The 13555-nt window shown below is 59.8% G+C and carries 14 protein-coding genes; 7 read left to right on the top strand and 7 right to left on the bottom strand.

Annotation, left to right across the window (positions count from 1 at the left end; genetic code table 11):
* The coding region (locus RAE07_RS06185) for a hypothetical protein (protein WP_317001548.1) at positions 1 to 881 on the top strand (881 nt) is incomplete at its 5' end.
* A 180-nt stretch (positions 882 to 1061) separates the two neighbouring features.
* Entirely contained in the window at positions 1062 to 2309 is a 1248-nt protein-coding gene (locus tag RAE07_RS06190) for an HNH endonuclease signature motif containing protein (RefSeq protein ID WP_317001549.1), read from the top strand.
* Positions 2310 to 2512: 203 nt separating this feature from the next.
* Here the strand turns inward: RAE07_RS06190 and RAE07_RS06195 are convergent, their stop codons facing one another.
* From RAE07_RS06195 to RAE07_RS06205, 3 genes are read right to left on the bottom strand one after another with little or no spacing between them, the layout of a single operon-like run.
* Positions 2513 to 3136: a DUF3239 domain-containing protein gene (locus RAE07_RS06195; protein ID WP_049360595.1), complete on the bottom strand. Its 624-nt coding sequence runs from the start codon at positions 3134 to 3136 to the stop codon at positions 2513 to 2515.
* A complete protein-coding gene (locus RAE07_RS06200) occupies positions 3133 to 4758 on the bottom strand; it encodes a DNA repair helicase XPB (RefSeq protein WP_023022022.1) in 1626 nt (541 codons plus the stop codon). The genes RAE07_RS06195 and RAE07_RS06200 overlap by 4 nt, the downstream gene beginning before the upstream one ends.
* Positions 4755 to 6770 (bottom strand): helicase-associated domain-containing protein, encoded by a 2016-nt coding sequence (locus RAE07_RS06205; RefSeq protein WP_317001550.1) that lies wholly within the window; start codon positions 6768 to 6770, stop codon positions 4755 to 4757. The genes RAE07_RS06200 and RAE07_RS06205 overlap by 4 nt, the downstream gene beginning before the upstream one ends.
* Before the next feature lie 66 nt (positions 6771 to 6836).
* Here RAE07_RS06205 and RAE07_RS06210 point away from each other — a divergent pair, with 66 nt between their 5' ends.
* Positions 6837 to 7022 carry a hypothetical protein gene (locus RAE07_RS06210; RefSeq protein ID WP_023022020.1) on the top strand — a complete coding sequence of 62 codons (186 nt, stop codon included), beginning with the start codon at positions 6837 to 6839 and terminating at the stop codon, positions 7020 to 7022.
* 86 nt (positions 7023 to 7108) lie between these two features.
* Here RAE07_RS06210 and RAE07_RS06215 read toward each other — a convergent pair whose 3' ends face one another.
* Positions 7109 to 7738: a resuscitation-promoting factor Rpf1 domain-containing protein gene (locus tag RAE07_RS06215; protein ID WP_049360602.1), complete on the bottom strand. Its 630-nt coding sequence runs from the start codon at positions 7736 to 7738 to the stop codon at positions 7109 to 7111.
* A 321-nt stretch (positions 7739 to 8059) separates the two neighbouring features.
* Here RAE07_RS06215 and RAE07_RS06220 point away from each other — a divergent pair, with 321 nt between their 5' ends.
* Positions 8060 to 8440, top strand: a complete 381-nt coding sequence (locus tag RAE07_RS06220; protein ID WP_005323875.1) for a cold-shock protein — start codon at positions 8060 to 8062, stop codon at positions 8438 to 8440.
* Here RAE07_RS06220 and RAE07_RS06225 read toward each other — a convergent pair.
* Together RAE07_RS06225 and RAE07_RS06230 are read right to left on the bottom strand one after the other, a co-directional pair.
* The gene (locus tag RAE07_RS06225; protein WP_023022018.1) at positions 8437 to 9015 is read right to left on the bottom strand and encodes a DUF2771 domain-containing protein; all 579 of its coding nucleotides are present in this window, start codon (positions 9013 to 9015) and stop codon (positions 8437 to 8439) included. The two genes, RAE07_RS06220 and RAE07_RS06225, sit on opposite strands and share 4 nt — an antisense overlap.
* A 6-nt stretch (positions 9016 to 9021) precedes the next feature.
* Entirely contained in the window at positions 9022 to 9786 is a 765-nt protein-coding gene (locus RAE07_RS06230; RefSeq protein ID WP_248100409.1) for a glutaminyl-peptide cyclotransferase, read from the bottom strand.
* Positions 9787 to 9824: 38 nt separating this feature from the next.
* On the opposite strand from RAE07_RS06230, the gene RAE07_RS06235 reads away from it, so the two are divergent.
* The 3 genes from RAE07_RS06235 to RAE07_RS06245 are packed head-to-tail and all read left to right on the top strand — an operon-like array spanning position 9825 to position 12762.
* Positions 9825 to 10493 (top strand): DUF3027 domain-containing protein, encoded by a 669-nt coding sequence (locus tag RAE07_RS06235; protein ID WP_248100411.1) that lies wholly within the window; start codon positions 9825 to 9827, stop codon positions 10491 to 10493.
* 49 nt (positions 10494 to 10542) lie between these two features.
* Positions 10543 to 11946, top strand: coding sequence for an NCS2 family permease (locus tag RAE07_RS06240; RefSeq protein ID WP_200287981.1), 1404 nt, complete (start codon positions 10543 to 10545; stop codon positions 11944 to 11946).
* A 9-nt stretch (positions 11947 to 11955) separates the two neighbouring features.
* Entirely contained in the window at positions 11956 to 12762 is an 807-nt protein-coding gene (locus RAE07_RS06245) for a TrmH family RNA methyltransferase (RefSeq protein WP_200287979.1), read from the top strand.
* On the opposite strand, the gene RAE07_RS06250 is transcribed toward RAE07_RS06245, so the two are convergent.
* Positions 12723 to 13553, bottom strand: coding sequence for a DUF6928 family protein (locus RAE07_RS06250; RefSeq protein WP_023022013.1), 831 nt, complete (start codon positions 13551 to 13553; stop codon positions 12723 to 12725). The genes RAE07_RS06245 and RAE07_RS06250 overlap by 40 nt on opposite strands.
* Between the last annotated feature and the right edge of the window lie 2 nt (positions 13554 to 13555).

Genomic DNA, 13555 nt, shown 5'->3' on the forward strand with positions numbered 1-13555 from the left:
TCGTAGAGGGCCACGGCATCGCGTTTGAACTGTTCGGAGTACCTGGACATGGTGGTAGATTACCTTTCTTCCAGCCCGACTGGGCTGGATATCAGGTGTCCACCAAACAGGGGTCAGGTCCGTATGCGGAACAAATAGATGTTGACCCCGTGCAGTACGAGGAATCTTTAGGCGTAGAGGGCGTGAAGGAACTTCGCGAGCGGGCGCATGGCGCGTATGCGAGGCGTCGGCTCGCGGTGCTTTCTGGCTCTGTCGAGGACGTATATCGTACTCATACGGACGGATACGAGCAGCTGATTCGCGGCCTTTCGGAGATAGGTCAGTTTGACCTCGCCTATAGGTACTCAGAGAAGGCCATGCTGGCGTTGCCCACGGAGGATACTTTCCATATCGTTACTTTTTGGGCCGCGCTTTGCGACGCCCACTTTCCCCACCGCAGCCCCGCCGTGCACCGGATAGCCTTCGATAGTTTTCCAATGCTATCGACTGCGCGTGGGCTTTTTGCGGCCGTAGGGGACACCGCGTCAGTACTCATCCAGACTCGCCTGCGGGATAAACCATGGGACCTAGCGATGTTCCAGTACGTGTGCCTAAATGATCCGGAGCGTGCTTGGGCAACAGCCTCGGACGCCGGAATTGAATGGAGCTTGGCAGAGCAGCTTCTTCCGGACTTGCCGGACGAGACCATTCCCATTCTGATGCGAAAAGTCGAGGAGCAGTTGGAAAACAAGTACGGTTGCGACCAAGCGTATGAGTTGCTCGGGAAAATCCAAAAGGTTGCTGAACCAACTTCCTTTGAAGAATTCTTGGGTCGGCTAAAGCGGAAGTTTGCTAACTGCCCCGAAATTCGCTCCCTGCTTGCCGGCGTCGACGAACTCTAAACCTTTCCTTTTACCCCCGCCGGTGTGTGGGGTGTGACTCTGGAGATCCCTGCAGGTTTAGGTCACCCTATTCGAACATAAACACCCCCATCAAGAGCATATGTTCGAAAGCCGGGATACTATAAGGACACTGGTTAGAAACCACGTACGAACCCCTACTTTTTTGTTGGAGTACACCCCGTGACTGCCACACTATCCCCACCTCAACCCGATACCGCCCTCGACTATCCCGACACCCTCCTCATTTCCGGCCATCCCGATACTGATCCTCTAGATGAAGGTGATGTGCCCGAAGCGTTCTACACCACCAACGCACCCGGCAACCACATCGGCCAAGCCGGCACCTACACCCGCAAAACCTCCTGGTTCCTCTACCGCGCAATCCTCCCCCAACTAGACGAAGATGTTGATTTAAGCCTGACCAGTCTCGCCAAAGACCTTGGTATCTCCTACTCGAAACTCCAAGGCTTCCTGCGCGTCCACTTCCGCATGCGCCAACTACCTCTAGTCACCGAAGTGCAAGGACTCCACTGGATCCTCGATCTGACCAAATTGCGCATCATCGACCGCGAACTACACCGACTGGAAAATAACCTAGATGACCTCGAAGCCATCGACGCCGCACTCGCAGACTTCCTCACGCCCACCGCACCGAATCAAACAGTCCCCACTGATGCTGAACTACGCCGCTTCATCCGCGGCTTCATCGACACCCACTTGCGCCCCGGAGACAAAGAAGAAAAGCCGCAACCCACACTCCGCATAAACTACAACCCCGATAACACCACTACACTATCTTTGACCTGCGATAGTGCTACCGCCACAATCATCGCCCGCCATATCGATGTGTACACCAACAAGGCACACACCACCGCAGCGCAGGGCCTTATCGATCTCATCCTCGAAGACACCCATACCAGCGTCGCTATAAACACCTTCACCACCAACGAAGACACCAATATCGTCTTTCATCCCGGCGCAGGTTGGATAAATCTCAACCATGCCCCCACAGACAACACCTTCATCCGTCGGCTTAACGCCGACGAAGTAGACTCCTACATCCCTGACGCCGACATCCGCGCCTACACCCAAGGCAGAGACGCCACCTGCCGCTGGCCCGGCTGCACCATCCCCGCCACACAGTGCCAACTAGACCACCGCATCGAATACCACCAAGGCGGACCGACCAGCCCAGACAACCTAGTAAACCTCTGCCAACACCACCACAACATCAAAACCGACCGCCGCGTCCACTACATCCTCGACCCCATCACCGGCACCATCGCCTGGCTCCACCGAGACGGCACCTACCAACTAGACCACCCCACCGGGCCCCTAGCCACACACCAAACACACTGGAACCACACCTGGGCAAAATACCTCGCACTACAACAACAGCGATCAAAAAGAGAGAAAGTGAAAGGATAAAGACGCCCGCCTCGCGGTTTAATTGTGATTGCGCGGGTTGCATATTTAGCGCGTAACTCGGTTTCTCGTTGAGGGCTACCGAGGCGTTAATCTTGCCTCGTGTGCTCACAGGACGAGGCAAGATGACGACCAATTCCTTGCCTAGCGTGGAAGTTTCAGTTGGGTCTGTGAACGGACCTGTATCCGACGTAGCTTATGCAGCTCTAGAGAACCAGCAGGTCGAACTTAGTAGCCTTGACGTCGGAAAGGCGCTTGCGGGCTCGCTCGAGGCGCTGCCATTCCTCTTGGGGGATGGATTTGCGAGCGATGGTGACGGTCTCGGCGTCAGGAGTGCCCCAGGCGATGGGCATCGGGGTGATTTGCTGCCAGTGGTTATTGTCCGCGCGGCCAGAAACAGCTGCAACGGGAACCTTGGTGCCTACGGTCCGTTGGGTGCCGGGGATGGCGGTCACGGTGCGCAGACATGCAGCCCAGCGGGGAGGAAGGGAAGGATCCACATTGGTATTCACCAATGCGAGCAAGACCATATCGCGTTCATTTACTTCAGCGATGACGGCCGGCGCAAGGGGATAGGAATCATAGAGTTGCTGGGCGGTGCCAACTTTACGAGCGGCGGCAAAGCCGACGATGGCCACCATGATTCCGAATAGAATCATGCCCAGGCCGATAGTGATGCCCCAGGAAAATCCCCACCAGATGGCCGCGCCGCCGATGATGAGCAGGATGCCCAGTACGAGGCCGGAAAGGCGAAGGCGGTTGGAATCGCGCAAGAGCTCGTTATTGGCCTTGGCAAAGGACTCGTCTACGTCGAACTTGAAGATTTTCATTGTTCTAAGTCTAGTGCGTCGATAAGCCGGTAGGCATATCCTTGTTCGGCGAGGAAACGCTGGCGGTGCACGGCGTAGTCAGCATCGAGGCTATCGCGGGTGACCAGCGAATAAAAGAGCGCCTCTTCTTCCTTGGGGCGGAGTAGCCGGCCAAGGCGCTGAGCCTCTTCCTGGCGGGAACCGAAGGTGCCGGAGACCTGGATGGCTAGGGCGGCCTCGGGGAGATCGATGGAGAAATTGGCGACCTTGGACACCACCAGAACGGGAAGGCTGCCATCCCGGAATTGCTGGAAGAGGCGTTCGCGCTTAGCAGTGGAGGTGGAGCCATCGATTACGGGGGCGTCGAGATGCGCGCCGAGTTCTTTGAGCTGGTCGACGTAGCCGCCGATGATAAGCGCCTGCTGCGGGTGGCGGGCCAGGATTTTGTCGACCGCGCGTAGCTTGGCGGCAGCCTGGGCAGCGATGCGGTAGCGGTCGCGAGGTTGGGCGGTGGCATAGAGCATGCGCTCCTCGGCGTCCATGTCTACGCGGACCTCGATGCACTCGGCGGTGGCGATATAGCCGGCCATCTCGAGCTCTTTCCATGGGGCGTCGTAGCGCTTAGGTCCGATGAGGGAAAAGACGTCGCCCTCGCGGCCGTCCTCGCGCACGAGGGTGGCGGTGAGCCCTAGTCGACGCCGCGATTGGAGGTCCGAAGTCATACGGAACACCGGCGCGGGAAGGAGGTGGACCTCGTCGTAGATGATGAGGCCCCAATCGCGGGAGTCGAAGAGCTCGAGGGCGCGGTATTCGCCTTTGGTTTTACGCGTGACCACCTGGTAGGTGGCAATGGTGATGGGCTTGATTTCCTTCTTCTCGCCGGAGTATTCGCCGATTTCATTTTCCGTCAGCGTGGTGCGGCGCAGGAGTTCGTCCCGCCATTGGCGGCCGGCGACGGTATTGGTGACCAAGATGAGCGTGGTGGATTCTGCTTTGGCCATGGCTGCCGCACCGACGATGGTTTTGCCAGCACCGCACGGCAGCACCACGACGCCAGAGCCGCCGGACCAAAAGGCCTCGGTGGCGTACTGCTGATAATCGCGCAGCTGCCATCCATCATGATTGAGGGCGATGGGGTGGGACTCGCCATCGACATAACCTGCGAGATCTTCTGCCGGCCAGCTCGCCTTGAGGAGGGCTTGCTTGAGGCGGCCGCGCTCGGAGGGCGGGACGGCGATGGAATGCTCGTCGATGCGAGCGCCAAGGAGCTTTCCGGTTGCGCCACGGGAGAGTTCTTCCAGGATAGGTGGCTCTTCGGACTCGAGAATGAGGCCGTGGGCTGGGTGGGCGTGCAGGCGGACGCGGCCGTAGCGGGACATGGTTTCGGCGACGTCGATAAGCAGGGCTTGGGGGACCGGAAAGCGCGAGTAGTTTTCGAGGACGTCGACGACCTGCTCGGCGTCGTGTCCGGCCGCGCGGGCATTCCACAGCGCGAGCGGAGTAATGCGGTAGGTGTGCACGTGCTCGGGAGCGCGCTCCAGCTCTGCAAAGGGAGCGAGCGCGGCGCGGGCCTCTGCGGCCTGGGCGTGATCCACCTCGAGCAAGACGGTCTTATCCGACTGCACAATTAATGGTCCATTCATGGCTCCAGCGTAACGGAGGTGATCCGGTGCAAGGGAAATCGGATAGTGGAGCCGTCGGAAGAGCGGGCGTCGATTTGCCCACCCGCGACCGTCAGCGGGGTAACGGTGCGGTGCTTTTCGTTGCCGTTCTTATCCGCATAGCCAATGGTGATCGACCGGGCTGTGCGTGCGGCTGCGTGGACTATATCGAGGCTGGGAGTGGAAGGCGCGGAGTCATCGCGCAGATTGCGCATGGCCTTCGCAATGTCCGGGAAAGCGGTAGCCCGACGCGCGGTGGGGGTCGGTAGCGTTGCAGGTTCGGGTGCAACCGTGAGGCTCGCGCCGTTGTGGTCCTCGGCCGCGGGAGAAAGACCGTGATCGCGCAGCCGCTCCAGCAGGTCGTGTACCGGCAGTTGAGAAATAGCGACGGTGGGAGCAAGCAGACGCAAAGGCGCGGCCTTGAGCGCAATCTGGAGGAGGGCTGGGTCCTCGCTGCGCAGGTAGGACAGTGCCGGGCCGGAGCGCAGGGTGCCGTGGCGCTTGGCGACGTCCCCGATATGGAACTCCAGCGTCTGCGGCACCTCCCCGTGGGCTGCGAAAAAGGCGTGGATTTCCTCCCCAGTCATTCCGCGATCAAGGCCGCGGCGAAGGGAAGCGTCCGAGATGCGGTAGACACTGGCCAAGCCGGGGGATTCAAGGTCCGCGACGGATTCGAGCCGTTGGTGTGTTTCTGGATCGAGCGGTCCGGGAACCAATACGGTCATATCTGCCTGAATTAGAAAGTAGTCAACCGTATCTGGGGTCAGGCGGGCGGCGGCCTCGGGGCCCTCGATAAGCACGCTGGTGGGGCGCTCGAGGGCGATTGCGCCGATCCACTCGGCTTCCGCACGGAGCTCGGCGATAGTCTCGTCCGCGGTATGCGTGGCAAAGAGTGGGAAGTGGAAGCGGAGGGATTCTTCGAAGGTGGGTTTCGCCCCGCGCAGATAGACCTGCAGGACCTTTTGCCTGAAGCCCGGCAGGCGGTCATTGGTGTGCGCCAGTGTGCGGCCTTCGTTGGTCCACGTGGAGGTTGTCCATGACTCGAGCAGGAGCTGCCATTTTTCGGCGAGGCTGGCGTCGAGCCAGGTTTGGGCGAGCTCCGTTGGGGCGAGGAAATTGCCCTCCATGTTTTTCGGCTCACCGCGGCTTAGTAGGCGGGCACTCATGCCGAGTTCGATGAGGCGGCGCAACTCCTCCTCGCCAATGTTAAGGGTCTTGCTTAATCCGGTGAGCTGGCGAACGCCGACGGTCTTGTCTTTGAGGAGTTCTATCGGCCGAGCGCCTAGGGAGTCAATGACACGCTGCATGCCGCGCACGACGGATAACCCGGCTGCAGTGCCAGCATCATCGGCCTTGGAATCGGGGGAGGGGGATTCGGTGATTCCCTCCACAGGGATAGGCGCGGTGGCTTTGCCGTTCAGCGCAAGGTGCACGGCGCGTGGCAGGCGGACGGTGGTTGAGTCAACGCGGTGGAGCAGCTGCTTGGCGATGAGCCGCGGGATCGGCCGCGTCGGATCCGCATCAACGGCTGCGTCCCGCGTGGTACCGAGGCCATTGGACCGGGACAGGGTCTCGAGGACCTTGCGCTCTTCAGCTGGCAGCTCGGCGATGTCTGCCGGGCTTACTCGGATTTGTTCGAGGAGGGACCAGCCCGTAGGCAAGGCAGGCATGACCTCAGGCGGAATGAGGACGTTGCCGTACGCTAGTCCGCGCTCCTTGAGCTGGCGGGTGGTCTCCGGATGCAGGTCTTCTACCTCCTCGAGCTCTCCACCACGGCGCGCGATGTCCTCGATTTTCGCGAGCAGCTCCGCGGAGCAGTCCATAAGGGCTCGTGTGATAGAGGTGCGCAGCAGGAGCCGAGTGGCGAGCGCGGCGATACTTGGGGGTAGTGGGTTGAGCACATCTGGCCGGTTGCGGAGGACTGTTGCCAGCTCTTCTTCGTCAAGGGAGGCAAGCCACGTGCGGAAATGCTGAAGATGGGAAGACTGAGTCATGATGACTTCCCAGTTTAGCTATCGATTGAGTTACGTTTTTGCGCAAGGTTTGAAATAATAGGGACTATGTCGAATGAGAAGAAGGGTCACGTTTCCCCGGCTTGGCCGAAGAACGAAAATCGCGAGCACGCAATCACGGAAATCTCTGCGCCTTTTGCTGGTGCATCCAGCCCCTACGGCGATGATCTGATTTTGCCGATGCCGGCAGAGAAGCTGAACTACGTTCACCCTTATACTCGCATCAACCGCTAGAGTGTTTCCCCGCCTCGGTGCGGGGAATTTCTCTCTCACGCAGAAAAGGCCCCTTGCATGAGCAAGGGGCCTTTCAGCGCTGTGTCTTAGCGGGTGATGTTCTCAATCATCTGCGCAATCGGGTCGATGACGTTGCGGTTGGCAGAGTAGAAGTTGTTGAAGTCGTGGCGGTTAGCCTTGTACAGCTCGGTGAACTGTGGAGGCAGAGCCAGGCCGTAGGAGTTAGCGGCGTTCTTGATGGTGTTGTACAGGGCATCAACGGCCAGCTCGTCGGACTTCTGGGCAGCAGCCTGCTTAACCGGAGCCGGTGCTTGGGCCGGAGCCTTAGGTGCGGCGGACGGAGCGGTGCGCTGGGTAGGAGCGGAGTTCAGGCCTAGGGAAGCGGAGCAAGCCGGCCATGCGCCCCAGCCCTGGGAAGCAAGTACGCGCTCAGCAACAACGATCTGCTGCTCGCGGGAAGCCTGGTCAGCGGTAGCTGCGAACTCGCCGCCGCCATTAGCCTGCCAGGTCTGCGGGTTGAACTGCAGTCCGCCGTAGAAGCCGTTGCCGGTGTTGATGTGCCAGTTGCCGCCGGCCTCGCACTGTGCCAGGCGGTCCCAGTCGGAATCCGGGGCAGCAGATGCGGTTGGTGCCATGATGGCAGCAGCGGCGCCGAAGGCGACGGTGCCGGCGGTGAACTTAGCGGCCATGCGGTTCTTAGCGGAGTGGCGTCCCATGTAGTTAGTCCTCTCTGTGTGCCCGCATTAAGTGCAAAGAATATGTACCAAAAAGAAAGGGCGGGCGAGGGCAACTTTCTTAACGGCTCTTAAATGTCTGGGGGACAGCGTAGCGGTTTATAACGAAAGTGTCACGTTATGGGCACTAAATGGGAAAGGAATGGGGCGAATGTGGCGCGTGCGAGGGCATTTGTGCAGGTGAGTGGCAACATGTGATCTGTGGCACATGGCGGAGGTGTGTCGCGTTAGCGTGCGCGACTTCTGTTGTTTTGACCAGGCAGCTAAAATAAAGATTTTCCCCTAGAGAAGAGGTGGGTACCTATGCCTATTGGCAAAGTGAAGTGGTATGACGCCGAGAAAGGTTTCGGTTTCGTCAGCAACCCGGGCGATGAAGACGTCTATGTCGGCCGCAACGTGTTGCCTAAGGGAGTAGAGGAACTGTTCCCAGGCCAGCGCATCGATTTCGATTTCGCGGCTGGCCGCCGTGGTCCGCAGGCGCTGCGGGTCAAGGTATTGGATAAGCCGCGTCGCCGCACGCCGGCCCGCAAGCCCGAGGAACTCGGCAGCATGGTCTCTGATGTGATGACTTTGCTGGAGTCACAGATTCAGCCGGTGCTCAATTCCGGCCGCTACCCGGAGCGCAAGACCGGCCGCCAGGTAGCAGAAATCCTTCGCGCAATTGCGAAGGATTTGGATAGCTAATCAGAAGCCTTCGTGGATTCCTCCGCGGAGGCTTCTCGTTCTTTATCGGTCATCGTGGTGAGCGACCACACGGTGGCCAAGGGGGTTTCGTCACCGTTGTCATCGGTGCCGATCATCATGGAGGAAATCTCTACCACCTTGAGGCGGGGGCGTTTGCCGGTGGAGGCCTTGATGGGCTCTACCGATCCGGGGATTGATACTTCAGTAGTCTCGTTCGCGCCGTGCGCGGTTTCATCATTGGCGGCGGGGTCATCGTAGATGGAGAGAATCTTCCATTCATGATCAGAAATCTCTTCGGGGATTTCCAGCTTGAGGGTGTCGTCTTCCCCTACGGTGAGGTTCGGGACCTCGCCCTCTGGGCAATCGGCGCCGGGCTCGCACGCGATATAAGGGGCGAAGTCGATGGAATTATCGCCCACGGAGGCGGTCACTTTGATTTCGCGCGGATCGGGACCCGGCCGCTGGTTCCACCAGTTCTGGAAGATCACTACGGCGGCGACGATGACTGCCACGACCACGATGAGGGCCAAGATCTGCAGCAGCGACTTTTTCCTTGCTTCCTTACGGGTTGCCATGGGCCTTTACCTTACTCGAACGTGGAAGAGTTCTTTCCACCGCTTGCCGGTAAGCCAGAACTCATCGTCTTTGATGTGCGCGATGCCGTTGAGGACGTCATCGGGGTCGGTATAGCGGGATTTATCTATGGCGTCGGTGGAAATGACGGCGGTCACGCGGCCGGTGGAAGGATCGATGCGGTAGATATTGTCATCCATCCACACATTGGCATAAACGGAATCGCCCACGCACTCCAGCTCATTGATGTCCTCGAGGGGTTTTCCTTCCAGGCTGACGTCGGTGGTCGAGCGCTCCGCAAAAGTTTCCGGATCCATATGCCGCAGGGTAGCGGAGCCATCGGACATGAGAAGATCTTCGCCGTTATTACACAGCCCCCACCCTTCACCGGTGTAGGCGGCGGTATCGACCTGGCGCAGGTCCTGGTCGTATTTCAGGGCCTGGCCGGACTTCCAGGTTAGCTGCCAGATGGAATCTCCGGCCTGGGTGATGCCCTCGCCAAAGTAGCGGTTATCCAGGTGCGTTTCGGCTAAGGTTTCGCCGGTTTCGGGGGAGAAGCGCTCCAGGCGGGATTCGCCCCATTGGCCGGTGCCAAGGAGCAGGTTGCCGTCCGGATCGGTTTCGAGGCCTTGAGTAAAGGAATTGGCCGGCAGGGAAGCGGTGCCTAAGACCTCCACGGAGAGGTGCTCAACTTCGGGTTCTGCATGGGTAGAGGAACAAGCAACGAGGGTGCAGGGCAGGAGAATGCAGGCGGCGCGGGAAAGAAACGACATGCACCATATGTACCACCGTGCGCGCCCCATAATGAATAATGAGGGGCGTGAGTAAGCGAAAAGCAAATCCGTTGATCGATTCCCGCGCCGTGCGCATTGCGCGCGAGGCGCTGGATGAGGTGGGGGAAGGGGGCGTCGGCAAGCATATCGGCGTCGCTGGGATGGGCCGAAACGTTGCTACCCACCGATTTGAAGCAGAGATGCCTGGCTACCCCGGCTGGGAATGGCAGGCGGTGCTCGCATGTGCGGAGGGATCGCGCTACGTCACCGTCAATGAAGTGGCGCTGGTGCCAGGCGGAGAGGCTCTGCAGCCGCCGGAATGGGTGCCCTATGAGGATCGCGTGCGGCCGGGCGACCTTGGGCCGGGTGATTTGATGCCACCGGCCGTAGATGATTCCCGCCTGGACGGCGACAAACTTTCCAAGTCCGGCTTGGACGACGCCAAGAAGCGCTGGCGCACCGAGCGTGGCCCGAATACGGATATGGCGGCCAAGGCGCGCCTGCAATGCCGCACCTGCGCGTTTTATGTAGAGCTGATGGAAAACTACGGCGTCTGCGCCAATGAGTATTCTGCGGACGGACGGGTAGTGCACTCGCGTTATGGTTGTGGCGCGCATTCGCAGACACGGGTGCGGGAAGAAAAGAACCCCGAAGTTGCCTTCGATGATGAAAAACCCATCTTCCAGGATTTTGAAATCGAGGACTAAGACAGCACACTTATGGCGTAAGACTCGCTGTACGTGAAAGGCGCAGGCGTTGAAAGCCACTCTCGATCGCTACTTCCATATCTCTGAACGTGGTTCCTCCATTGGAACCGAGCTACGCGCGGGAACGGTCTCGTTCTTCGCCATGGCCTATATCATTCTCTTGAACCCGCTGATCCTCGGCACCACCGAGGATGCAGACGGCTACGCGCTGGGCGTGCCGCAGGTTGCTGCCGCCACCGCGCTGGTCGCGGGCGTAATGTCTATCCTCTTCGGCGCGATTGCCAAATACCCCTTCGCCATGGCCGCCGGCCTGGGCATGAACACCTTCGTGGGCGTGAGCATGGTCGCCACCAGCGGGCTGACCTGGCAAGAATCGATGGGCCTGGTGGTTATCGAGGGCATCATCATCGTTCTGCTGGCCATTTCCGGTTTCCGCACCGCCGTCTTCGACGCCATCCCGCAGTCCATGAAGGCGGCGATGGGCGTAGGCATCGGCATGTTCATCGCCATGATCGGCCTTGTGGACGGTGGTTTTGTCACCCGCGTGCCGGACGCTGCGCATACCACCGTGCCGGTGGGCTTGGGCATTAATGGATCGATTTCCACTTGGCCGGCGCTGGTCTTTGTCATCGGCCTTATTATCTGTTCCTTCATGGTCATCCGGAACGTGCCGGGTGGGCTTTTTATCGCCATCGTGCTCACCACCATCATCGCTTTTATCGTGCAGGTATTTACCGGCTCCGAGGACTGGGGCATGGCCGCGCCCGTCAAACCAGAAGCGCTCGGTGGGATTCCGGACCTGTCCATTGTGGGCGATGTGAACCTGGTAGGCGCATTCACGAAAATCGGCGTGGTTTCCACCGTCTTGCTCATTTTCACCCTGTTGCTTACCAACTTCTTTGATGCGATGGGCACCATGACCGGCCTGGGCAAGCAAGGCAAGCTTGTCGACGCCGACGGCAACCTCCCCGATATGAAAAAGGCCCTCGTCGTAGAAGGCTTTGGCGCAGTGGCCGGTGGCCTAGGCTGTGCTTCTTCCAATACCGTCTTCGCGGATTCCTCCGCCGGCATTGCCGATGGCGCCCGCACCGGTCTGGCCAACCTGATGACCGGCCTGCTGTTCCTCGCCGCGATGTTTTTGACCCCGCTTTATGAAATCGTGCCTATCGAGGCCGCCTCCCCGGTGCTAGTCATCGTCGGCGTGATGATGGCCGCGCAGCTGACCGAGATCCGCTGGACCAAGATGGAAATCGCCATTCCGGCCTTCCTGACCATTGTGACCATGCCCTTTACCTATTCCATTGCCAACGGTATTGGCGTAGGCTTTATCTCCTTCGCGCTCATGTCCACCTTTGCCGGTAAGGCCAAGGAAGTGCACTGGATCATGTGGCTCTTGGCCGGCCTCTTCGTGATTTTCTTTGGCATGGATCCGATATCCAATGCCATCGGCTAGCCTAAAGGCATGCTGATTACTGACCCTGCGGACCCTCGCCTGGACGATATTCGGAACCTCAACAAATCCGATAAATCCGGCGAGGGTCTCGTCATTGCAGAGGGCCCGCTGGTGGTCTCCCGGCTGGCCGAATCCCGGTTCCCCATGCGTTGCCTGGTGGGCTTTCCTAAGAAGCTGGAAGCATACGTTTCCGAGTATGGCGAGCCTGAGTGCCCCATCTACGAGGTCTCCCGCGAGACCCTCGCAGAGGTAGCGGGCTTTGATATGCACCGCGGGCTTGTCGCCGCCGCGGACCGCGCCCCAGAGCCGGATCTGGGAGAGATTTTGAAGACCGCGAAAACCATCGCAGTGCTGGAGGGCGTGGGCGATCACGAGAATATTGGCGCAATCTTCCGCCACGCCGCCGGCATGGGGGTGGACGCGGTGCTGCTCGGCTCAGGGGCCGCAGATCCGCTCTATCGACGCTCGGTGCGCGTATCCATGGGGCACGTGCTGCGCTTGCCCTTTGCCCATTTGGAAGGCGGGTTCACCACGTGGCAGCGTTCCTTGCAGGCGCTTGCCGACGCCTCCTTTACCCTCATTTCCTTAACCCCCAACCCCCAAGCGGTGCATTTGGCCGAGGCCATGCATGGCTTGGATAAGGTGGCCATGCTCGTCGGTGCGGAAGGCCCTGGCCTTACCGAACACGCAATGAAGGCCACCGATGTGCGCGCACGCATACCGATGGCCCCGGGTACGGATTCCCTCAATGTGGCAACGGCCGCCGCCATTTCCTTTTATGAACGCCAGCGCTCCTTGAGCGACCTAAACGTCTGAGCGCCCCAATTGCCGATGAGGGAACCCAGATGCTTCGCAGTGGAGATGATCTCCTCGCCAGTGGATTCCGGCTCGGCGCTGTGGTCCTCGTAATCATCATAATCGTTCAGACCCAGCTTATTGGCCGACTGCGCAGCTAACTCGCCCACGGTCCGCTTCGGCTTCGGCGGGTCGATCTTCGGCTCTGGGCGGCCGTCAACCGCGTAACCCACGACGTCCAGATCCGGGCCATCGTGTCCTACCTCGATGCCGAGCCAGTACTCCTGGGCCGCCTCCATGATGCCCTGCGGCTCGAAGGGCAGGGAAATGCCACCGATCGGTTCGTACTTTTCTCCTGCCCAGTAGGGCGCCTCGAAAGGCTCTGGCAGGCCGGTGTCTTCATAAAGGTGCTCGCGCGTAGCGCACAGGCAGCGCTTGAGCTGGCCACCCTCCCACAGGGCGAAGCCGGCATAGCCTTCCTTTTCATTACTCGCCAGCGCAATGACGCGCTGGGCGGGGACCGCATTGAGTAGGGTTTCCGGCAGCTGAGAGAGGAGGACAGAGTCTCCTTCGCACACCGTCTGTACCACGGTGATGCCGGGGTAGCCGCCGATATAGTACTCATGTGGATCCGTCTGCGCGGAGCGGTTAAGCGGGAATTGCCCAATCGGGGTGACCGGGAATGTCGGGTCTAATTGGGCGAGGAATTTTCGCCCAAAGCCGCGATCCGCCTTGGGCTCGGTCTTTAGCACCTCTTCTGCGTTGGGCTTAGAGATGTACCAGAGAGTGAGTACTGCGTGAGAGATGTCCACGA

Source organism: Corynebacterium nasorum, from assembly GCF_032821635.1.
GTDB classification, from domain to species: domain Bacteria; phylum Actinomycetota; class Actinomycetes; order Mycobacteriales; family Mycobacteriaceae; genus Corynebacterium; species Corynebacterium kefirresidentii.

Bases quoted from the DNA above. Each gene is read 5' to 3' on its own strand.
- RAE07_RS06195 (WP_049360595.1), bottom strand. From the start codon at position 3,136: ATGAAAATCTTCAAGTTCGACGTAGACGAGTCCTTTGCCAAGGCCAAT.
- RAE07_RS06200 (WP_023022022.1), bottom strand. From the start codon at position 4,758: ATGAATGGACCATTAATTGTGCAGTCGGATAAGACCGTCTTGCTCGAG.
- RAE07_RS06205 (WP_317001550.1), bottom strand. From the start codon at position 6,770: ATGACTCAGTCTTCCCATCTTCAGCATTTCCGCACGTGGCTTGCCTCC.
- RAE07_RS06210 (WP_023022020.1), top strand. From the start codon at position 6,837: ATGTCGAATGAGAAGAAGGGTCACGTTTCCCCGGCTTGGCCGAAGAAC.
- RAE07_RS06215 (WP_049360602.1), bottom strand. From the start codon at position 7,738: ATGGGACGCCACTCCGCTAAGAACCGCATGGCCGCTAAGTTCACCGCC.
- RAE07_RS06220 (WP_005323875.1), top strand. From the start codon at position 8,060: ATGCCTATTGGCAAAGTGAAGTGGTATGACGCCGAGAAAGGTTTCGGT.
- RAE07_RS06225 (WP_023022018.1), bottom strand. From the start codon at position 9,015: ATGGCAACCCGTAAGGAAGCAAGGAAAAAGTCGCTGCTGCAGATCTTG.
- RAE07_RS06230 (WP_248100409.1), bottom strand. From the start codon at position 9,786: ATGTCGTTTCTTTCCCGCGCCGCCTGCATTCTCCTGCCCTGCACCCTC.
- RAE07_RS06235 (WP_248100411.1), top strand. From the start codon at position 9,825: ATGAGGGGCGTGAGTAAGCGAAAAGCAAATCCGTTGATCGATTCCCGC.
- RAE07_RS06245 (WP_200287979.1), top strand. From the start codon at position 11,956: ATGCTGATTACTGACCCTGCGGACCCTCGCCTGGACGATATTCGGAAC.